Raw genomic sequence first — 19,673 nt, 5'->3', positions numbered from 1 at the left:
CCGCTGTTGGGTGGCCAACACGACGCCCGCCGCCACACCCGAACCCAACAGCGACCCAACAGCGTGTCGCTGTTGGGTCGCCTCCGCGGGGAGCGACTCGCTGTTGGGTCGGCGCCGTTCGTTGTTGGGTCGCCGCGACCAGATGTTGAGTCGCGCCATCGGCAGCAGCGGCGCGCTCTCGCGCGGCGGCTGTGCGCTGTTGGACCGCGGTGATCGCTGTTGGACGGCAGCGACGCGTTGTCAAGTCGCGCCGACTCGCGGCTGGGTCGCGCGACGACGGCGGCGCGGGCGAGGCCGCAACGGCACGAACGCGGGTTCGCCCTCGCGGATGGCTTCCCGAAGCCGACGTCCGGCCTTCAGCCGCCATGACAGGCCAAGCCCGAGGTGATGAGACCGGCCGCGGCCTGCGCGAAAGTGGCGTTGTCGAGGCGGAAAGCGGCGATCAGGTTCGCCTCGTCGGCGTCGAACACACCGACCGCGACGGCGCGGGCCAGTACCAGGTCAGGGTGGTCCCACGGGTGGATCGGCGCGATCGGGTCGGGCGCGTCGGTGTGGATCAACTGGATGTCAGACTCGGCGTCCCGGGCCTTACGTGCGACCAGGCCGGGCCGTCCCGGCGAGCGCGAATGCCCAGTTCACGCCACACGGCATCACGCACCTCAATGCCGGTCTGCGGCGACAGCAGCAGGGGCTGCTTGTAGCCGCTCCAACGGCAGGATGTCATCGGGCAAACCATTGAATGCGCGGCCATCGAACCCGACGTACGTGGGCGGCTGAACCAGGAGCATGAAGGCGCGTTCCGCCGCAGCCAGCGGCGAGGACGGCCAAGATCGAGCAGACATGTCAACCTCACGAGGCAAACGGCACCGCACCTCGTCAGCCCCTATCCGTGCGCGTCGACCCAACGGTCCATCAGCGCGCGAACCTGCGCCGGGAGCTGTTGGGGGCCTACTCAATGGCCATGCCCGCCCAATAGCCAATAGCAGCCGCCGTTGTCGTCAAAGGCCCGCGCGAAGGCCAACTTCGCAGCTCACCGGCCTGTTGGGTAGCGTTGACTGGGGAACCGGACGCAGCCGGCGCCGGGGTCTTCGCGAGGCCAGAGTCCGCACCGACACCCCGTCTCGTCGACCAGGCATACAAAGTGACCGTCTCGACGGAGGCAGCGCGAGTGTCCACCACCGGAACTGCCCGTTGGCTACCAACCGCCAGTACACGGCGGGCCGTTGGGTCAACGATGATCAACTGTTGGGTAGAGCCACCCAACAACAGACTGCGCACGCTGTTGGGCGCTGTTGGGTAGGGCCGCCCAACAGCACCCAACAGACGGCGCCCTGTTGGGCGCTGTTGGGTACCGGCCCGTGGATGACCGCGTTGTGAGCCGTCATTCCGGGGCCATTCGTAGGTGCGAACACGGTCAGCCAGCGCGGGAGCTACCCGCACATGACTGCTCTGCCGAACTCCGTCCCCGGCGACCTGCCCCGCCCGAACCCATCCACCGCTGCACCGAGCATCCACGGCGACGCGATCTTCCTCAGCGGCGATGTACCCATCGCCGTCTGGCGACTCGATGACCGCGACGACGGGTCCACCGCCGACCCTTGCGCCCGCCTTGCGTCGCGGCTGGCCCGGCGACTCATCCTCGTGTACAGCCCACGCGGCGACGCGGTCGTCGACCTCGTTAGCGACCCACACCTGGAACACGCCACCGCCGGCACGTACCGCTCATACCTGGCCATCGCCGATCCCAGCACAATCGCCGACTTCGACACGACCACCGAACCGGTCAGCCTCGTCGTCCTGCGATGGCCCCCGTCGCACACCAGCCGCACGACGAATTTCGAGTACCTCGACGAACTCCTGCCGGCCCGCGCCGCGGGCCTGACTCACGTCCTGCAGATCGTCGCGGTCACCGCCCTCGGCGACGGGGATCAGTTCCTCTACTACGCGTCCAAGCCGGAGCCGAGGCGGCGCGGCAGGGCTGGCCCGCTGCCGACAACGGTCCGAGTTACAGCGTCGACCTTCTGTTCTTCAGCAGCAGTAGCTGCCATGACTGACCGCGACACGCCACGCGCTCAGTTCGATGCTGCGGGACCCGAACATAGACAGCCGGCGGGCCCCAGTGCTACGGCTCCGGACAGAGGCCGCCCCTCCGTCTGGCACGATCGCGACGACGCACCGCTCGGGAGCGTCAATCCGCCCTTGCCGCGGCGCACGAGCACGGGCACCGAGATCGCCGTCCGCGCCGGCGAACCGGGCCGGTTGCGGCCCATGCTGGGACTGCCGATACCGGAGCTGCCAGGCGCTGCGGACGGCACCGGGACTCGCTGCGTGGTTACGCCCGTTGACCGCGATGGACGGCTGGCCGATCGTTCAACGGTGAAGTTCATGGGTTGGGCGGTCGGTTATGCGGTCGAGCTGGTGATTGAGCCTGGCCCGATTGGCCCGATCGTGGTGGCCCGTACCGGTCGTGAAGTCCGCATCGACCCGCGTGGCCATCTACGGCTACCCCTGGCGGTACGCCGCGAGTGTCGCATCGCCGCCAAAGATCGAGTGCTCCTCGCCGCGAACCCGCGACGAAACGAGCTGCTGGTAGTCCCGATGGCCACCCTGGACGACATGGTCGTCCGCTACCGCCAGCCAGACGACGGCGGGGCCAGCCGATGACCGGGCCGATGGAACAACGAGTCGCGCTGGAGACGCTACGCAGCCTGCTGAAACAGCTTGGTATCACCCCTGAGCAACTGCTTACCGAAACGTCGGCAGCGCCCGTGGCGGTGCCGACGTTCGACGAGTACATCCGTCAGGTCGCCGAGGCCGTCTCACCCGGTACCCGCCGCGTGTACAACTCGTACTGGCAACGGATTTGTGAGCACTGGGGCACCCGACGGATTACCGAGCCGACGCCGTTGGAGATCAAGCGGCTGGCCGAGGAGGTCCGCGGCGGGGTGGTCGTGCGCCGTAACGCCCGCGGTGGCCGCACTGCGGCCGAACACCTGATAGCCGCTATGCGCTGCCTCTACCGGCACGCGGTCATGGATGGACTGATCCGAGAGGTCGATAACCCTGCGGCCAAGGTCGCCAAGCCCCGCCGCCTGGCCAGCACCAGACGCGCCATCCCCGAGGCGCAGCTGGCCGCGATCATCCACATCGCGGCAACCACCGGCAACGACCCGCACCTGGACAGCCTGCTGATCCGGCTGCACCTGGAGACCGCCTGCCGCCGAGGTGGGGCCTTGGCACTGCGTCCACGAGATCTGGATCCAGACCAATGCCTGATCTATCTACAAGAAAAGGGTGGTACTTCCCGCTGGCAGCCGGTCTCACCGACCCTGATGCGGCATCTGTTGGCCCATCACGCCGAGCGGGGCGACGGCGACCGCAACGGTAGCCTGCTGCGCTACCGCGACGGCCGGCCGTTGACCTACCGCCGCTACGACCACCTGTGGCACCGCGTCGGCAGCCACCTGCCCTGGGTCGCGGCGCAGCAGGTCAGCACCCACTGGTTGCGCCACACCACCCTGACCTGGGTCGAACGCACCTGCAGCTACGCGGTGGCCCGCGCCTACGCCGGCCACAGCGGCAAGAACGACATCGGCACGACCATGACCTACGTGCGCGCCGAAGTCCAGGAAGTCGCCGCTGCTCTGGCCGCGCTCACCGGCGAACCGCACCCCCTGGCCGGAACCGACGGCGACACACCCGGTCATCCAACTGAGGACGATTCCGCTTCGGCTTGAACAGCACCACGTGGGGCGCTGCTGAAACTTGCCTACTGCGGCTCCGCACAGGGAATCCGGTGGCCTCCCTCATGAGATTGAGGGAGGCCACCGGACGATCTAGCCTTCCCCGGCGAGCGGATGGTCCTCGCCGGTCAACGCAGCCAACGCTATCGCGACCTCCTGCAGCGTCGCCCGCACATACGTGGCTGTCGCACCGCTGCCACCGCCGTCGGTGTGGCCGGCGTAGGCGCGGGCCACGGCATGACCGTAGCCGCGCTCCACCCACGTCAGCGTGGTGTGCCGCAACCAGTGCGTACTGATCTGCTGGGTGTGCACCCACCGCAGATGCTGCCCGATCCGCGCCCACAGAGAGTCGTACCGCCGGTAGGTCAGCGGGCGGCCATCGCGGTAACGCAGCAGGCAGCCGTTCCGGTCGCCGTCACTCCGTTCCGCGTGATGCGCGAGCAGGTGCCGCATCAGCGTGGGGGAGACCGGCTGCCACCGGGACGTGCCGCCCTTCTCCCGCAGGAAGATCAGACACTCGTCGGTATCCAGATCCCGTGGGCGCAGCGCCAGCGCCCCGGCACGGCGGCAGGCAGTCTCGGTGTGCAGCCGGATCAGCAGACCGTCCAGACCCGGGTCATCACCCGTACGGACCGCGACCTCGTTGATCTCCGCCAGACGGGCATCGCCGATCGCCCGACGTGTACTCGGCAGACGGCGTGGCTTGTTCACCTTCAACGCCGGGTTGTCGGCCGCGTCCAGGTACCCGTCCGCAACCGCCCGCCGGTACAGGCAGCGCAGCGCCGCCACGGTGTGCTCGGCCGCGGACCGCCCGCCCTGGTTGTTGCGCCGGGCCACCACGTTGGCCTGCACCTGGGCGCGTAGCTGCTCGATTTCGGATGGAAGGGGTTCGTCGATGCGACGGTCACCCCATGCCTGCACCACCCGGTTCCAGTAGGTGCCGTACGCCCGACGGGTGCCTGGCGACACCGCGGCGGCGACGACCGGCACGTACTCGGCGAACGTCGGAGCCGCCGGACGGGCCGGCCGCACCTCCAGCAGATCGGCGGGGGAGATGCCCATCCGCTCAAGCAGCAGCCGGGCGGCCTCCAACTCGGGCCGGCCGGCGACGCTCTGACTCACGCCACCTCACCCCCCGCCACGGCTTCGTGCACGCCAGCCAGCAGCCGGTCGAGCGTCGCCAGGGGATGCGCCACCAGCACACCGCTGGTGGGGTCGGCGGCAAGCAGAACACGATCCCCGGCCCCGAGCCGGCACCACCGACGCACCGCCAACGGCAGAAGCAGGTAACCGCGATCGTCGACGCGATGGACACCATCGAGCGCCGCACGGACCACGATCATCCCGGCCCGCTCGCGTACGTCCAGGCGGGCTCCCGGTACCCAATCAAGTACCTGGACGATGCTGCGATCGGCGATCCGGCCGCTCTTGTCGACCGCGCTCAACGCGTAGACGGTGTCGGTCACTCGTGCGAGATGGGAATCCGAGGCTGGCACGGGAAGCGGCCGTCGCGCCCGACCCAATGGTCCTGGATCGGTGGCGCCTCGGGGAATCGCCTTGGGAACTACCGGCGGCACGGAGGCGGTCATCGCGACCACCGCCGCCCCGGCGCGGCGACTACCCGCAGTGACGTCAGCGCCGCTTGGGTCACTTCGATGTGCCAGGGCGGAGCCGGCCGGGAAGATGGCGGCACGTGCCACGCCAGGCAGTAGTTGGAGTGTTCAAGGGGACTTGAACACCTGTACGGCGTATTGCGCATGCGCGCGGAAAATCTGTGTCCGAGGGGGGACTTGAACCCCCACGATCGGGCGCGGTGACCTGCGGCGATCTTATCGAGCCTGGTCAGGATGTGTCCAGCCGTAGCCCATTGTGGCCGCTTGTAGCCCTCTGTTCCCGCCCATGTTCCCGCCGGGAACATCGATGATCCTAAGTGCAGCGAAGGGGCCGGCGCACCGCGCCGACCCCCAGCTGTACGGCTACGGTCAGTCCGCGCCGTGCACCGTGTCGACGAGGCTGATCGGGACGTCGTCCCACGTCCAGATCTGGCCCATCACAACGTACAGCCCCCGCTCGTTCGGCCCGATCCGCAGAAACTGCGCATCCTCGCCGAAGGCCCTGCGGTCGACCACGATCACGTCGCCGTCCCAGGACATCTCACAGACGTCGGCGTCGAGCGCGCGGCTCAGCGCCGGCTCCTGCATGCCTTGTGCCTGGAGCAGGCCGCGCGTGTGCCGGCGCGCGATCTCGTTGTCGGTCACCACGGCGGCGGCGACCTCCCGGGTGCACTCCCAGACAGCCCAGCCGTTCCATCGGTCAATCAGGCGGCCGGCGTACCCCGACTGGAACCGGACGCCGTCCGGGCCGTCGTACATCAGCCACTCGCCGGAGAACACCACACGGTCGACCGGGTGCTCCTCTGCTGTGGCGCCCGGCGGCCGCGAAGGCGCCGGGACTTCAAGGGTCAGTTCCACGTGAACTCCTTGGGTCAGTCGAATAGGGACGGTGGGACCTGCTCGGCGAGTTCGGTGACTTCCTCGCCGGTCCGCTCCTGCCACCACTGCGCGAACATCCGCCGGTGGCACCAGTTGTTCGGGGGAGCCACCGTCAGGTCGCAGAAGCAGAGCAGGACGAGCTGCGAGGCACCGGCCGCGACGGCGATCGTCCGGAGCTGCCGGCGGATCGCGTCGACGCCGCCGGTCTCCAACCGCTCGCGGTAGATGGCCCGGTACGGCTCCTCGTCGAGCTTGAGCATCGCGAAGCTCGGCATCAGGAGCCGCGCCTCGCCAGCGATCTCGTACGGGAGCCGGAAGCGCGGGGCGCCGACGGTCGTGCGGACCGGGGCGCCCTGGTCGGGCCTGAACCGCTGGTAGCGGCCCGTAAACAGCTGCATTCACCCTCCTCGGGTGTGGTCGTAGAGCTTCGTGATCATGGGAATCAGCTCTTCGAGGTGGGCGGCCAGCGCCTCGGCCGCCGCCGCGACGACCCGGGGCGGGCCGGTGATGCTCATCAGCTCCAGCTGCATCACCTGTCCGCTGTCGGCGTCGGGCAGCGGCGGCAACGGCAGGTGCGCTCCTGCCGTCACCACCGGGACGTACAGCTCATCGCCGATCCGCACGACGGCGCTCATGCCGACACCTCGGCCTGGGCCGCTGCCCGTAGTCGCCGAGCGCACACCGGGCCAACGCCTTCTGCGCGCGATTTCGGCGTCCGGAGCCGACGCCGGCAGGCCCAGCAGTAGACCGGCTCTTCGTTGACCGCCACCTCATCGGGCATGGGTCAGTCACCCCCTCCACTGAACCGGCGGGCGATCCGCCGGCACCAGGCGCGGTCGACACCGAGCCGCTCCGCCACCTCGTCCGGCTCGTAGCCGTCGACCAGGTAGCGGGCGGCCAGCGTCGCCACGCCGTCATCGACTGGCGCGGGGCCACGGACCGGACCGCTCACCGCCGGCCGATCCCGCCCGGGCGGCAGCCCGGCCCCCGACTCCCGCCGCTCGGCGCGGGCCCGGGCCAGTGCCCGTTCCCGCGCCGCGTCGCTCTTCGTGGTGCTCACCGCTCGCGCCGCCGTCGGTGGCGCAGCCGCCGCCGGTGGTCGACGTGCAGAGCGCGGAGCCGCACCCGTCGGGCCTCGGTGACCGACCGCGCCCAAGCGGCGGCCCGACGCCAGGCGGGCAACAGCTGCCGGAACAGATCCCCGAGGGCCTTCGTCGCCACCCGGATCACCCGGCCCAGCTCCTCGAGGACGCGGGCCGCCCAGCGAGCGACCTCGGCGAGGGCGGCGCGGACCCGCCGCCCCCGCTCAGCCGCCTCCTGCTCGAACTCCGACAGGTCGCCGGCCTCGGCCAGCATCTCGTCGCAGTCCACGCAGCAGTCCGGCTTTGCCTCGTACGCCCGGTCGGCCTCGGTCTCCTCCAGGCCGACGTCGGCGGTCATGCCGAGCCCGCCCGAACGGCTACCCGCTCGCGGGCCTCGGCCGCGCCGGCCGGGGCGTTCAGCGCCACCACGGGCGGGGCCTCGACGACGGGGTGCGTGTCGCCGAGCCACTTTCGTCCGATGTAGAGCAGCGAGTCACCGAGCCGCTTCCGCAGCCTCGCCATTCCCGAGACGTACTGCTGGTGAGCGGCGAGCACCGCGCTGTACGCCGGGTCGACCGCAGCCGCCGCCGTCGCCGGAGCGATGAGGTCCTGGTAGGTCTCGTTCACCTCTCGGTCGACCAGGCCGTACGCGAACTCGACGCCGCGTAGCTCGCTGCCCTTCTCGATCGCGTCGACCACGGCGAGCGCCAGGGCGCGCACATCTGCGGGCCGCAGCTCTAGGCCGATCTCCGCTGCGGTGGCGGCGACCGCGTGGGTCGCGGTGTCCCGGGTGCTGAAGAAGGTCGGGACCTGGGTGCGTAGCCGTCGGATCGCGTCAGCGTGGACGGCATCCTCACGACTCATCCGATGTCCCCTTCGGAACGTAGTAGTCCGCAGCATGGCACTGCGGCCGTATACCTTGCAGGCACAGTTGTCCCCTTCCCGATCGATCCGTCTCCTACGTTGGCAGCTGGGCTGCCTGTACTTCCGCGACGAGCGCCGGTCCGGCGTAGTCCTCGAACACCGCCCGGGACGCGACCCAGTAGGTCACCGGTCCGAGCGGGACCGCGTTCGACATCCGCGCCTGCCAGTACAGCTCGGCCTGTGCTCGCCGCTTCGCCTCCCTCAGGGTCACAGGCGTGCGCGGGATCGGCCACGCCCAGGTGAGCGTGACGACACCGCGTGCGCGAATGGCCTTCAGAAGATGGAGGTTGTACATAAACATTGTATCTATATACGCCTCCCTATGCAAATGCGGCCGTACAGATAGCGATCACGCTGAGTCCCGTTTTCCGAGGTCAGAGCGTCGGCAGGTGCGTTGGTGTGCGATGTACGTCCGTCCGCCGTGGGTATACAGCTCGTCCAGGTCCATCACCCGCGCCATCCAGCCGTCGGACTGGCGCCACAGCCGCACGTCGCCGGCTGGGTGCGGGTCGGCGTCGATGATGAGGGAGCCGTGCGGTCCAGTCCGGAGGATCGCGACGTCACCGTCGCACCGCAGGCAGCGCCGCCGCCGCAGCCACTCAAACACACGCCGCCGCCCGTCACAGGTTCAGCGCCCGTCGCTGCCGCTCGTCCAGCTGGGCACGGGCCTGGTCGACGAGCGGCCCACCGTCGCACGCCAGGCACACCACCACCGGATCCGCCTCGCCACGGCGTACCCGTACCTGCGTTCGCCTGCACACCCCGCAAGGCGGCAGCTCGATCGGACCCACCACCGGCATCAGCTGGCCCGCCTCGGCGGGCCGCGGTGGTCGGCCGGCTCTCCCACGTGAACAGGCTCCACAGCTCGGGAGCATAGCTATCACCACTGCGCCGGTACACCCCATCGACTCACCAACAGGTACGCCCCGCGTGCGAGGCACGCGGAGCGTACGGGCCCGGCCGGCGCCTACCCGGCGACGGCGACCTCAGCCACGTCCGGCACCGGGGTCAGGTCGATCAGCTCGCGAGGCACCTCCACCACCACCGCGGGGTCGATCTCAACGGTCGCCGACGCCGCGATCGCCTGTGCCTTGCGCAGCTTCGCCGACACCCTGCCCGCGAGCGTCTTGAGGTCGTCGACGCGCTGCCGGTAGGCGGCGACGCCACCCTGTGCTCCGGCGAGCATCCTCGCCAGGTCCTCCGGGTCCAGCTGGGACAGCTCCTGCAGAATCTCGCCAGCGCTCGCCAGCCGCTCGATCTTGCCGACGACCTTCTTCCGCTCCTGGGCGACCTTCTCCCGCTCCTCGTCCGTGTGCGCCGCCTCGTCGATGTCGAAGAACCCGCCCTGGTCCTCAGCCACCTTGCACGCCTTCGCAAACTCCTCGGCGTCGCGCGCCGACTTGAACTCGCCGCGCGCCCACCGCACCAGGAAGCGCCGCTGCTGGTCGGCCGACAGGCGGCACACGTACCAGGCGACGTTCACCGACATCTGGCCCTTGGCCACCAGGTCCTGGAGGTCGGAGATCAGGTCCCGCAGGTCGATCCGCCACCCGACGTACGCCGAGGACTTCCCGAACACCTTGCCGATCGCCTCGACCTCCCACCCGGCCGCCGCGAGTCGCTGGTAGGCGTGCGACTCCTCCATCGGGGTCATGTCGGCCCTGTTCACGTTCTCGGCGACCTGCGCGATGAACGCCGCTTCGTCGTCCATCTCCCACACCATCGCGGCCAGCGTCTCGATGCCGCCCTGCTGTGCGGCCCGCCAGCGCCGCTCGCCCACGACCAGGCGGTACCGGCCGGGTGCCGCCGTCTTGCGCACCGCGACCGGCTGGAGCTGGCCGATCGCCACCATCGACGCCGCCAGCTCGGTCAGCTCGTCCTCGGTGAACTGCTTGCGGGGCTGGTCCGGGTCGGGCTCGATCTTGTCGACCGGAATGGTCCGCAGGGTCGGCTTCTTGGCAACCACGATCGTTCCTCCACAGTGAACGGTGTACGCGTGTCGTACATGTTCATTGTATAGGGCGAGCGATCTTGGCGTCAATATTTTATGTACGGGTGACTCTGTGAAAAGGCTGAATATTCGCTGGAAACTTAGGCCGAAAGCGAGGCCCGCTGGCGAGCGCCGAGTCGCGATTCGAGAGACGCGCGGGATTGCCTGTGGATGACTGGCGTCCCCGGGGCCAGCATGGCGGCCACCCGGCCCACGGTCTCATCGTCCATGTCGACGTCGTCAACCCTTCCGGACTCCAGCTCCGCTGCAATCCTTTGCGCCAGCTTCAAAACATCGATGTCTCTGCCGCGACTCACTGCCCCGCCTCAGCCGAAGGTAGATGCGCGAACGGTCCAACCGTGTTCCCACAGTCGGACCGACGCCTAATGCACTCTTAAGACCTAGCTGATCGTAAACCTGGGACGACTACCCGCGACAGGTCACAAACCTACCCAGGTCGTTACGATGACCGGAACTCTCCTTCATTTCCAGACGAATTCCAGTCGATCAAGGTCCAAACGGATGACACCCGCTCGCGTTGCGGGCTTCACTACTACCCGTTCGAGGACTAGCGCGAGGAGATCGCGGCGCCTCTCAAGTGGAGCGTCGACCCACCACGCCGCCAGAGCGTCCGGTGTGGTCGCAGGGAGTGTTCGCAACCTCTCCGCCTGCTTGAGGTTGTCCATCAGACTCTTCCGCTCCTGCCGCGCGCCCGCGTCGATTGACTTGAGCGTCGAGAGGCTGATTTCCCTTTGCGCGTAAGCCTTGCCGGCCTCTTCCAGCCGCTCCTCGATCGCCTCCACCGCCGCAGCGATGTGCTCGGTGCCGAGCGCCACGGCGCCGACAGCCGCCTCCAGCCGGGCGCGAACCTTCGGTGACCCCAGGCGGGCGAGGGCCCGCACGGTCACCTCCTCCTCCAGGTTCTCCGCCGCGATGCGGATCCGGCCGCACCCGTAGCTCGGACTGCCTGAACGGCATACGTAGCCGCGCTTGCCGCTGTTGCTGGGCTGGGTGTACAGCGTCTTGCCGCAGGCGTGGGTGCCGTCGCCGTCGTCATCTGGCAGCGGGAAGCCGCACACCAGGAAGCCGCCACTCAACAGGTACTTCCGCACGTTCGTGGCACCAGGCTGCTTGCGCGACGGGTCGCCGAGCAGATCCATCAGCTTCTGGTACTCATCAGGGTCGTCGAGGATCGGCTTCCACTCGCCCTTGCCGACGATCTCGCCGAGGTACGTCTTGAAGCCGGCCAGCCGCGGGTTCCGCAACAGCCTGGACAGCGACTGCTGCGTCCAGGGCCGGGAAGCGGACGTGAGGATTCCGCGTTTCCGGAGGTCGGCGACGATGGACCTCATGCTCTCGGGGCCCAGGAGCCGCCTGACCACCTCCTTGATGACCTCAGCCTCGTGGGGGACGATGTGTCTCCCCGTCTCGTCATATCCGTAGCAACGCATTCCCCGGTCCCTGGGTCAACGACATAGCGCCCACGCCCTCGGACAGGCCCGTGTGAGCCTGGCTAGGCGTCTGTCTCCGCGACCGCACTCAGGCCGCCCAGCTGGCGGCGACGTGCGGGTGGCGGCAAAGGAGCGCGATCGCGTGCGGTCGGCGGATCGCCCGGCCCCACACCAGGCATCCAACTCCGTACCCACAACCGGCTCCGTCCCTGGTCAACTCGCGTGTTCGGCGACGTCTCTTGGCGTCACCTCTGACCACGGCATGGGAGGTTACCGTGCCATGGTCAATTTCACTGCTGTTGAGTCTCATACCCTACGCGCCGTTCAGGTTTGCCTAGACGCGTCTATACGGTAGCAGTGGCCCATAGCACTGTGCTACCTACCGGTGCATGTGTGGTGAGCAAGCAGTCGGGAAGTTGACTGCGCTGGTAGCTCATAGAGCGGCGGCCCGTCTGATGGGGCAGGCTGGCGAGAAACCCTACAACGAGCCTGGGGTGCCCGGCTGACCGTACGAATCTTCCCAGGTCGGTCAGTCGGGCAGAGAACGACACGAGCCCGGCGCCCCTCCCCGAGGCGCCGGGCTCGTCCACTCGTATCGCGATTACGGGGCGGGCCGGATGATCCGTCCCCCGACAGCCACCAAGCCCACCCCACGGTCTGACCGGCGAGCGCCGATCAGACCGGTCTCATTAGACCACTGCGGCCGTACGGTGCGCCATCACAGCGAGACCAACTTGTTGCCTTCGAGGTACTGGATGTCGGTGCACCCGAAGTTCGGCGCGCCGTAGTCGTCCAGCGGTCCGAAGTCGGTTTCCGACCCCGGCTCGTTGCGGGTCCAGATCAGTCCCTCGTACACCACGCCCCGTTCGGCCGGGTCGACCTTCTTCCCGTCGTAGATGGCGCCCTCGTCGATGTCGCCCTCGTCGAGGACCCGCCACCGCCGGCCCTCCGTCCGAGCCCGCTCCAGCATCTCGTCGGTTGCCTGCCCTGGCCCGCTGACTCCGACCGAGGACTCCGTCCTGCCGTACAGCTCGTGCTCCCGGTCCCGGGTGATCACCCACGCGTACGGGTGCTCCGGAAATCCGGCGGCCCGCTCCGCCTGCACCATTGCCATCGACACCATGTCTCGCTCCTCCTTAACTTGCGCCGGCGGCCGACGCCGCCAGCTCCTTCGGTCCGGCCGTACGCTGCTGCGCGGCCTTGACTTCCTTGATCCGCTCTCGGCCCCACCGCTCGCCGCGCCCGCACATCGGGCCGAGTTTGTCGCCGGTCAACGGCACCCCGGTGGCAACCGAGTCCAGGTACCGCCGGTACGCCTGCCGGTACAGCTGCCGGGTCTCGTCGTCGAGCCGGGAGAGTTCCGGCCCGAAGTCGAACGGCAACGGCTCAGCGCCGCCGCCGTCCTGCCGGGGCCACGGCTCCGGCGGCACGACCGGCTCCAGGCTCGGCAACGGCAGCGGCTCCACCACGGCGGCCGGCGGCGCCGGCAGCGGCATCGGTTCCGGGTCCGGCATCGGGTCCGGGTCCGGCAGTGGCACCCGGTCCCGCAACGGCAACGGCAACGGCTCCGGCTCCGGCATCGGGTCCGGGCCCGGCATCGGGCCGGCGGGCGGCAGCGGCGCGGGCGGCGGCGCCGGGTCCGGGTTGGCAACCGCAGGCGACGCCAGTGCCGGCCCGACGACCGGCGCCGCCGGCATCGGCATCACGCTGGCAGCGGCGTGCCAGCGTGCTGCGGCGCGGCGCTGGTCGGCCAGGACGAGCAGCGCGATCGACGCCACCACCACCAGGCCGTCGACGGACAGCGGCAGCGTCTTCGCCGTCAGCTCGTCCTCGCCGTACTCCAACGCCAAGCCCACCATGTGCCGGTAACTGGCGAGGGCGGCAACGCCGGCAACGACCACAGTGCCGAGGTAGCGCAGGAAGCCGAGGAACCGACTGCGGGGCGCCGGCACCCGCATCATGACCTCGATCGTCAGGAGCAGCGCGATCGGTGCCCAACCGGCGATGAACCGTGCGCCTGCCGTCGACTCGGCGTGCGCGATGTTCGCCGCCACCGACGCCGCAATGCCAGCAACGAACGCGATCCACGCCACGATCCACGCCCCCTTGCTCGGGCGCGTCGGGGCGGTCGCCATGCCCGGCATCGTGTGCCCGGCATCGGGGGCAGCCCGTCGACCCCAGCGCCAGCGTCTCCGCGGCGCCGTGTCGATCTTCTCCACGTGAACCATTGCCGGCGCCTACCCGGCTGCCGGCGCGGCAGGCCCGCTGCCGTCACGAACCACCGCGGCGAGTGCCGGCGGCAGTGCCGCCCGTAGGGTTGCCGCGCCGTGCCGAACCGTCTCCGGTGGCGGCTCGGCCGGCGGACCGAACGGATCGTCGTCTGTCACTTCTTGGTCCTCCAATGGGTTGTGGGCCGCCCGGCGCTCCGGGCGGCCCTGGTTGGTTGTCACAGCAGGGCGAGCGTTTCGGCTGCGCGTCCCGCGTCGGTTCCGGAGGCCAGCACCGCCTGCTCGTACTGCCAGAGGTGGTTGCGGCAGAACCACTGCTCCTCGTTCCACGGCTCGATCGCCTCGCCGGTTTCCGTGTCGACGAGGCACAGCCCGTCGTGCCCGCAGCGGTCGCCGTGCTCGATCGTCAGCTTGGCGACGGCCCGCTCGAAGCACGGGCCGCCGTCCTGCTCGGGGACGAACTCGGCGTTGAAGGTCGGGATCTCAATGCGCTGGGTGCAGAGCAGGATGAGGGCGGTCATGGTCGGTTCCTCCAGGGTGGGCGGTGCGGAAGGGGTCGGTACGGGCCGGCGGGCGCGCTCATCGAGCGCGCCCGCCGGGTGCTCACTCGCGCCAGCCGCCGTGGGGCGCGCGGTACGCCTTGATCTCGACGGTGAACTCACTGCCGTCACTCAACCGGAGCGCGACGCCCCGGTTGCGCGTCATGAAGCCGCCCAATTCGAGCGTCTGGATCTCTTCGATTTCGATGACCTCGCCGTCCGAGGCGTGCAGCGGGCGCTCGCCGTGCTCTCCGGCGACCATCTCCAGGTTGGCCTCGTCCATGGCCTGCTTGAGCGCCTTCTCGATGACGTCCAGGTGTGTGATCAAAGTGGACTCCAAGTGCGGGGAAGGGGTGGCATGTTGTACATAGACATTGTAGGCGAGAGACGATCTTGCCGTACAGGTTTTATGTACACGCTGGGCTGTGGAGCGGGTCACACGGCGGGTGTCGAGGCTGGTCCCATCCACGGAGATCGCCGGACGGCTCCGGTCGGATAGGGGAGTGAGGAGGTGGCCCGGGCCGGCTTAGACGGGCTGTGAGCGGGCGAGGCCGTCAGGCTGCGTCCGACTCCGGGAACCGTCGCGACTCCAGCTCCGCCGCAGCCTCCAGTAGCCATGCCGGCGGCGCCGGCCGCGCTGCCTCGGGCCGAGCCAGCGCCCGGCCGCCCGGCGACGTCTTCTCCGCGCCGCAGGCCCGGCACCGGGTCGTCAGCCACAGCAGACCACCGCCCCGCTCCGTCGAGCCGTGCAGCGGGCCACCGCAGCCGCATACGCCCACCGCAGTCCCGGCGCGGACCGCCGAGGCGAACGCCTCGACGTCGACCACGCCGTCCTGCACGAGCGTCGCGCTGATGGTCACCTCACACCCCTCACAGATCGGACACCCTCAGTGTGAAGCGGGGCCAGGTCGAAGATCAACATCGTTCAGCCTGGCCCCGCGTCACTCACTCCTCAGACCTGGACGACAACGCCAGCAACTCGCCGAGCGGGATCCGACCGTCCCGGTACGCCCGCGCAACCTCGTCGCGGCCACCCGTCTTCCAGGTGAGCCGCGTCGACGGGGGAGCGGGCTCGGCGACGGTGACGAAGTCCAGCACCCGACCCGTCTCCCGGTCGACGACCGTGCCGTCCTGCTCGACCTGCATCCGGCCGAGCAGCACCTTGCGCCAGGCCGGCCGCACCGTCTCCACCGCCTTCGGCGTCGACACCTCGACCTCGGTCGGGTGCTCCTGCTTGCACCAGGCGAGGAGCCCGGCCTCGTTGATGGCGTACCCCGGCTCCGGCAGCGACAGGGTCACCTGCGCCACCGCTCCGCTGTAACCCGGAAGCCGCACCTCGATGCTCGTCACACCGAGCTGGTCGTGCAGCCGCACCAGCTGGTCGTCCGCCGCGACCCGCGCCGCGTCGTACGCCTTCTTCACCTCGTCGGCCAGCGCCTTGAGCACCGCCGTGAGGGTGACCGCCTCCGGGAGCTGATCCGTCACGCCATCACCGCCTCGACGTCGACCGGCGTGCGCTCCAGGCGGTCGGTCGCCTGTGCCGCGCGCCGGGCATCCGCGGGGCTCTCGGCGGCAGTCGCCTCGGCCGCATCGGCCGGAGCCGCACTCGCCGCCTCGACCAGCGCCCGGTCGAGCTGGCTCGTCGGCAGGCCCGGTGCATTCCTTGCGGCCGCGATCTCGGCGCCCCGCGCGTTGAACGCCGCCCGAAGCGTCTGCGTCTTCCCGAGACGCTGCGCCCTCTGCCACAGCACCGCCAGGTCCTCGCGCGAGCCGCACGACGCCAGCGCCTTCGGCCAGTCGGGGTCCCTCGGCGGCTCGCCGTTTTCCAGCCAGTCGAGCAGCTGGTGCGCCAGCTCGGCGCCCGGCTTGTGGATCACCTCGTCGGCCAGCGCGTCGCACCGGCTCTTCGTGATCCGGAGGTAGTGGTCCTGGTCAATGTCGCCAACGACGTCGAACTCGAACTCCAACCCGTCGCGCTGGTCGGGCTGCATGCCGAGCTTGGAGACCTTCTTCCGGCCGTCGCTGCCGTCGATGACCTCGTAGCGCTGCTTCGAACGCATGGCGACCACAACGTGCCCCGGGAAGCTCATCAGGGCCTCGATGTACGCCCGCTCGATCGGTCGTACGTCCTTCCAGCCGTCCATCGACCGGCCGCCGTGGTTTCGGGCGAACAGGTCGACCAGCTCCAGGATGCCGCCCGGCCCGAACCAGTAGTGCGACGCGGAGTCGAGCATGAAGCCGGTGAAGCCGGCAAGGGCCGCCTCGTCGATCAGCTCGACGAGCTGCCTCGGGTCGTACTTGACCGGCGAGAACTTCATGAAGCCGTACCCGCCGGCCTCGTCCGGGGTCATGTCCCCGACGCCAGGCAGCGTCGGGTTCACCGCGTACTTGTCCGCCGAGTCCCGCTCGGTGTCGATGAACGCGATGCGCTCGAACCCGTCGGCGATCGTCTGCGCCCCGGTCAGCGTGTACAGCAGCTTGAGGCCGGTCAGGGTCTTGCCTGCCCCGGAGGGGCCAGCCAGCGCCACCCGGGCCTTGGCCTTCTTTCGACTTGCGGGCATGAACCTTGAACTCACTTCGTCCCTTTCCACGTGAACGAATCTACATAGACTCTATACGGTTACTAAACACGACTGCGGCCGTATAGACCCGGAGCATACGAAAGCTCCGAGTGGCCCGGGCAGGCCAGGCCACCGACTGCGGCCGGAAAGCCGCAGTCGTCGTGCCGGCAGATCACCGGCGTACCGAACTGGGCGCACTCGCCGGTCTCCGTCTCGTGCCGCCAGTCGTCGCCAGCGGGCAGCAGCACCCCGCCGCAGGGGTCGCACTGTGCGACCTCGACAGTCGCGAGCAGGATGGTCACTCGCCGATCACTCTCCTTCCGGGTTCCGGCACGACCGTCAGGCGACGGCCGTGCAGCGGGGCTGACTTAACGCATCCGGTGAAGGCGCAGTAGCCGTTTGGCCCCTCGACGTACCGGTGGTCGGCGAGCGTGCCGCCGCCAACCGGTAGGTCCTGTTTCCTGTTTGGATTGAGTCCGCCTGGCGGACCAGAAGTGTCCGCCTGGCGGACCAGTTCAAGTCCGCGACCCGGACTAGAACCCGCCATCACTGGTCCGTCCCCCGGACCAGCAGACCGGGGCGAATCGGGCGCGGCTGGTCCGCGTGCCGGACCAGCCTTCCGGTCCGTCCGGTCTGGTCCGGGTGGCGGACCAGACCGGCGCTCGGCTAGTCCGCTCAACAGACCAGACGGCACGGTCAGCTGATACACCGTCCGAGCCTTCTTCGATCGAGCAGCCGCGACCGTTGGCCTCAGCCGGATCACCCATCCCAGCTTCTCCAGCTTGTTCAGCCAGTCGGCCACTGTGGATCGGGCGAGTCCGGTCCCCTGCACCAGGTCGCTGAGGCTCGGCGTGAACCGCTCGGGAATCGTCGCCGTGGCGTAGTCCGCCCACGTGAGTAGCGTCAGGACGAGTTGCCGGCCAGGTGGATCCAACGTGCATGTCGGGTCCCTGACCGCGCGTTCGACCGTCCACCGGTCGACCATGCAGGCGGCCTCTCTGTGCAGCGCCGCCAGCGCAGCGCACGCCGAACTGGCGTACGATGCGCGTGCGACCCGTTTTCCGATCCGGGTACGTCTCCATCGGCCCCGCCAGATGACCGCCTGGCGGGGTCGAGACGTTTTCCGGCACCCTACACCCGGCATGTAGGGCCGCAATGGGTTCGGGCGTGCTCATACCCTCACGCTGCTTTGGCTTCGGGCTCGTCGGGCTCCTGCTTGATACCCCACGGATCCCACACGATCGTGCGGTTCGTCCGCTCCGCGAAGGCGTAGATCGTCGGCACCTTCCACACCGGATTGTTGCTGACCTCGCCGTCCTCCTTGGGGAGCACGCCCTTCGACCGCCACTGGTACGGGGTGTTGTCCTTGACGTCGAACATCCTGCCGATCTCCTTGAGCCCCACCACGGGCGGCAGCGAGATCGGGCCGTCCTCGATCAGGTTGTCGGCCAGCGAACGGACCGCAACCCTCAACTGGGCCTTGCTCACCTTCATCGTTCCTCTCCTCCCACGGGGCGCCATACAAGGTCAATGTACGGCACCAACCGCGGGAACGATCACACCGCCGCAGCGGCGGCCAGGGCAGGAACCTCGGCCAGCAGCTCACCCGCGAGGGTCAGCAGCGGGCAGCCAGGCAGGTACTGCACCCTGCCGTCGGCGTTGAGCGAGCGCGGGTGGAACGGGATCTGTCCCGGGGTCGGCGTGGCGAAGTCCGCCACCAGGTACTCGACCACCGGGTGCCTCGTGAAGGGCATGAGCGCGAACGGGATACCGCTCTCGGTCAGCTCACACAGCACACGCCGCGTCGCGCGCTCGTTGCGCTCCGCCGCCGCCACCACGAACACCAGGTCGCACATCGCGGCGGCAGCCAGCTGTCCGGCGTCGAGCGCGCGGCTCAGGTTGACGACCTTCACCTCGGCCGCGACCTGTGCGAGCGTTCGCGCGGGCCAGTCCTGGCCGGCGACCCGCGACGGCTCGTCCCATTCGACGACGTGCAGTCCGCCCGGGGCGTTCACCACCCCGGGCCCGATGCGCTGGTGGATCCCGCCGCCAAGCGGGTCGGCGTCGATGAGCAGAGTCCGGCGGCCGTCGTGGATCCCCGCCATGGCCAGGGCCACGGCGAGCGTCGTGGCGCCGGCCCCGCCGTGGCCGCCGATGACGCCGACGCGGACCTCGGGCCGCCGGTCGGCGACGCTCGCCGCCGCGACCAGCGTCCGGACCGCATCGGCGCCGTTCGGCCACGCGTGGACATCGACGCCGGGGAAGACCTCCCGCGCCGAGGCGAGGTGCCGGGCCGCCCGCTCGCTGGCCAGCGAACCGGAGAGGATGAGCACCAGGTGCGCGTGGGCCGGCAGGTGGTGCGTACCGGCGAGCGCTCGGGTGTCCGCGAGCACGAGCGGGGCCTGCCGCCACTGGTCCGGGGTCGGTGCCCCGAGCGTGACGTCCAGGTCGACGTCGGGGTCGAGGTGGTCCAAGACCTCGTCAACGAAGTCCTGGCCCCAGGCCAGGAGTAAGGGTCTGGGCATGTTTCCCTCCTGTTCAGAACGGGCGAGACGTACAAAGACATTGTATAGGACGAGTGATCTTGGCGTCAATAATGTATGTACGCCAAGAGTTCGCTTTGCCCGGCTTGCGAACGGCCGGCTATGCTGGTGTCTCCACGT

General features: G+C 69.3%; 26 protein-coding genes. 2 read left to right on the top strand and 24 right to left on the bottom strand.

Annotated elements, in window-relative coordinates; genetic code table 11:
* Positions 1 to 356 precede the first annotated feature (356 nt).
* Positions 357 to 560, bottom strand: a complete 204-nt coding sequence (locus ACQEVC_RS34500) for a hypothetical protein (protein ID WP_432886254.1) — start codon at positions 558 to 560, stop codon at positions 357 to 359.
* Between the two features lie 880 nt (positions 561 to 1,440).
* On the opposite strand from ACQEVC_RS34500, the gene ACQEVC_RS34495 reads away from it, so the two are divergent.
* Together ACQEVC_RS34495 and ACQEVC_RS34490 are read left to right on the top strand one after the other, a co-directional pair.
* Positions 1,441 to 2,664, top strand: a complete 1,224-nt coding sequence (locus ACQEVC_RS34495) for a hypothetical protein (protein WP_432886251.1) — start codon at positions 1,441 to 1,443, stop codon at positions 2,662 to 2,664.
* The gene (locus tag ACQEVC_RS34490; RefSeq protein WP_432886248.1) at positions 2,661 to 3,737 is read left to right on the top strand and encodes a tyrosine-type recombinase/integrase; all 1,077 of its coding nucleotides are present in this window, start codon (positions 2,661 to 2,663) and stop codon (positions 3,735 to 3,737) included. Before ACQEVC_RS34495 ends, ACQEVC_RS34490 begins: the two co-directional genes overlap by 4 nt.
* Before the next feature lie 99 nt (positions 3,738 to 3,836).
* Here ACQEVC_RS34490 and ACQEVC_RS34485 read toward each other — a convergent pair whose 3' ends face one another.
* The 23 genes from ACQEVC_RS34485 to ACQEVC_RS34375 all read right to left on the bottom strand — a co-directional run bounded on the left by ACQEVC_RS34485 (position 3,837) and on the right by ACQEVC_RS34375 (position 19,535).
* Positions 3,837 to 4,865 carry a tyrosine-type recombinase/integrase gene (locus ACQEVC_RS34485; RefSeq protein WP_432886245.1) on the bottom strand — a complete coding sequence of 343 codons (1,029 nt, stop codon included), beginning with the start codon at positions 4,863 to 4,865 and terminating at the stop codon, positions 3,837 to 3,839.
* On the bottom strand, positions 4,862 to 5,209 hold the full coding sequence (locus ACQEVC_RS34480) for an AbrB/MazE/SpoVT family DNA-binding domain-containing protein (protein WP_432886242.1): 348 nt from the start codon (positions 5,207 to 5,209) through the stop codon (positions 4,862 to 4,864). Before ACQEVC_RS34480 ends, ACQEVC_RS34485 begins: the two co-directional genes overlap by 4 nt.
* 516 nt (positions 5,210 to 5,725) lie before the next feature.
* Positions 5,726 to 6,214 (bottom strand): hypothetical protein, encoded by a 489-nt coding sequence (locus ACQEVC_RS34475; protein ID WP_432886239.1) that lies wholly within the window; start codon positions 6,212 to 6,214, stop codon positions 5,726 to 5,728.
* A gap of 14 nt (positions 6,215 to 6,228) precedes the next feature.
* Positions 6,229 to 6,633: a hypothetical protein gene (locus ACQEVC_RS34470; protein WP_432886236.1), complete on the bottom strand. Its 405-nt coding sequence runs from the start codon at positions 6,631 to 6,633 to the stop codon at positions 6,229 to 6,231.
* A complete protein-coding gene (locus ACQEVC_RS34465; RefSeq protein WP_432886233.1) occupies positions 6,634 to 6,870 on the bottom strand; it encodes a hypothetical protein in 237 nt (78 codons plus the stop codon). It abuts the gene before it with no gap.
* Positions 6,867 to 7,016, bottom strand: a complete 150-nt coding sequence (locus ACQEVC_RS34460) for a DUF6011 domain-containing protein (protein WP_432886230.1) — start codon at positions 7,014 to 7,016, stop codon at positions 6,867 to 6,869. The genes ACQEVC_RS34465 and ACQEVC_RS34460 overlap by 4 nt, the downstream gene beginning before the upstream one ends.
* 3 nt (positions 7,017 to 7,019) lie before the next feature.
* Complete coding sequence (locus tag ACQEVC_RS34455; RefSeq protein ID WP_432886227.1) at positions 7,020 to 7,295, bottom strand: hypothetical protein; 276 nt, start codon at positions 7,293 to 7,295, stop codon at positions 7,020 to 7,022.
* Complete coding sequence (locus tag ACQEVC_RS34450; RefSeq protein WP_432886224.1) at positions 7,292 to 7,675, bottom strand: hypothetical protein; 384 nt, start codon at positions 7,673 to 7,675, stop codon at positions 7,292 to 7,294. Before ACQEVC_RS34450 ends, ACQEVC_RS34455 begins: the two co-directional genes overlap by 4 nt.
* Complete coding sequence (locus tag ACQEVC_RS34445) at positions 7,672 to 8,181, bottom strand: hypothetical protein (protein WP_432886221.1); 510 nt, start codon at positions 8,179 to 8,181, stop codon at positions 7,672 to 7,674. The genes ACQEVC_RS34450 and ACQEVC_RS34445 overlap by 4 nt, the downstream gene beginning before the upstream one ends.
* Positions 8,182 to 8,275: 94 nt before the next feature.
* A complete protein-coding gene (locus tag ACQEVC_RS34440; protein WP_432886218.1) occupies positions 8,276 to 8,536 on the bottom strand; it encodes a hypothetical protein in 261 nt (86 codons plus the stop codon).
* A gap of 325 nt (positions 8,537 to 8,861) precedes the next feature.
* Positions 8,862 to 9,002, bottom strand: coding sequence for a hypothetical protein (locus ACQEVC_RS34435; protein ID WP_432886215.1), 141 nt, complete (start codon positions 9,000 to 9,002; stop codon positions 8,862 to 8,864).
* Positions 9,003 to 9,208: 206 nt separating this feature from the next.
* On the bottom strand, positions 9,209 to 10,207 hold the full coding sequence (locus tag ACQEVC_RS34430) for a ParB/RepB/Spo0J family partition protein (protein ID WP_432886212.1): 999 nt from the start codon (positions 10,205 to 10,207) through the stop codon (positions 9,209 to 9,211).
* 506 nt (positions 10,208 to 10,713) lie between these two features.
* Positions 10,714 to 11,682 (bottom strand): recombinase family protein, encoded by a 969-nt coding sequence (locus ACQEVC_RS34425; RefSeq protein ID WP_432886209.1) that lies wholly within the window; start codon positions 11,680 to 11,682, stop codon positions 10,714 to 10,716.
* Positions 11,683 to 12,400: 718 nt separating this feature from the next.
* Positions 12,401 to 12,805 (bottom strand): hypothetical protein, encoded by a 405-nt coding sequence (locus ACQEVC_RS34420; RefSeq protein WP_432886206.1) that lies wholly within the window; start codon positions 12,803 to 12,805, stop codon positions 12,401 to 12,403.
* A 13-nt stretch (positions 12,806 to 12,818) separates the two neighbouring features.
* Positions 12,819 to 13,817: a DUF2637 domain-containing protein gene (locus ACQEVC_RS34415; protein ID WP_432886203.1), complete on the bottom strand. Its 999-nt coding sequence runs from the start codon at positions 13,815 to 13,817 to the stop codon at positions 12,819 to 12,821.
* A gap of 311 nt (positions 13,818 to 14,128) precedes the next feature.
* Entirely contained in the window at positions 14,129 to 14,431 is a 303-nt protein-coding gene (locus ACQEVC_RS34410; RefSeq protein WP_432886200.1) for a hypothetical protein, read from the bottom strand.
* Positions 14,432 to 14,513: 82 nt separating this feature from the next.
* A complete protein-coding gene (locus ACQEVC_RS34405) occupies positions 14,514 to 14,777 on the bottom strand; it encodes a hypothetical protein (RefSeq protein WP_432886197.1) in 264 nt (87 codons plus the stop codon).
* Between the two features lie 226 nt (positions 14,778 to 15,003).
* Positions 15,004 to 15,309 carry a hypothetical protein gene (locus tag ACQEVC_RS34400; protein ID WP_432886195.1) on the bottom strand — a complete coding sequence of 102 codons (306 nt, stop codon included), beginning with the start codon at positions 15,307 to 15,309 and terminating at the stop codon, positions 15,004 to 15,006.
* An 85-nt stretch (positions 15,310 to 15,394) separates the two neighbouring features.
* Positions 15,395 to 15,934, bottom strand: coding sequence for a hypothetical protein (locus ACQEVC_RS34395; RefSeq protein WP_432886192.1), 540 nt, complete (start codon positions 15,932 to 15,934; stop codon positions 15,395 to 15,397).
* Positions 15,931 to 17,010: an AAA family ATPase gene (locus tag ACQEVC_RS34390; RefSeq protein WP_432886189.1), complete on the bottom strand. Its 1,080-nt coding sequence runs from the start codon at positions 17,008 to 17,010 to the stop codon at positions 15,931 to 15,933. The genes ACQEVC_RS34395 and ACQEVC_RS34390 overlap by 4 nt, the downstream gene beginning before the upstream one ends.
* A 62-nt stretch (positions 17,011 to 17,072) precedes the next feature.
* The gene (locus ACQEVC_RS34385) at positions 17,073 to 17,312 is read right to left on the bottom strand and encodes a hypothetical protein (protein ID WP_432886186.1); all 240 of its coding nucleotides are present in this window, start codon (positions 17,310 to 17,312) and stop codon (positions 17,073 to 17,075) included.
* A gap of 877 nt (positions 17,313 to 18,189) precedes the next feature.
* Positions 18,190 to 18,498: a hypothetical protein gene (locus ACQEVC_RS34380; RefSeq protein ID WP_432886183.1), complete on the bottom strand. Its 309-nt coding sequence runs from the start codon at positions 18,496 to 18,498 to the stop codon at positions 18,190 to 18,192.
* 68 nt (positions 18,499 to 18,566) lie between these two features.
* On the bottom strand, positions 18,567 to 19,535 hold the full coding sequence (locus ACQEVC_RS34375) for a hypothetical protein (protein ID WP_432886180.1): 969 nt from the start codon (positions 19,533 to 19,535) through the stop codon (positions 18,567 to 18,569).
* Positions 19,536 to 19,673 lie beyond the last annotated feature (138 nt).

The sequence above is a fragment of the Plantactinospora sp. CA-294935 genome (assembly GCF_050936445.1).
In the GTDB taxonomy this organism is placed as follows: domain Bacteria; phylum Actinomycetota; class Actinomycetes; order Mycobacteriales; family Micromonosporaceae; genus Plantactinospora.
The sequence above is the reverse complement of the archived record's forward strand: the minus strand, read 5'-3'. Positions and strand labels throughout refer to the sequence as shown.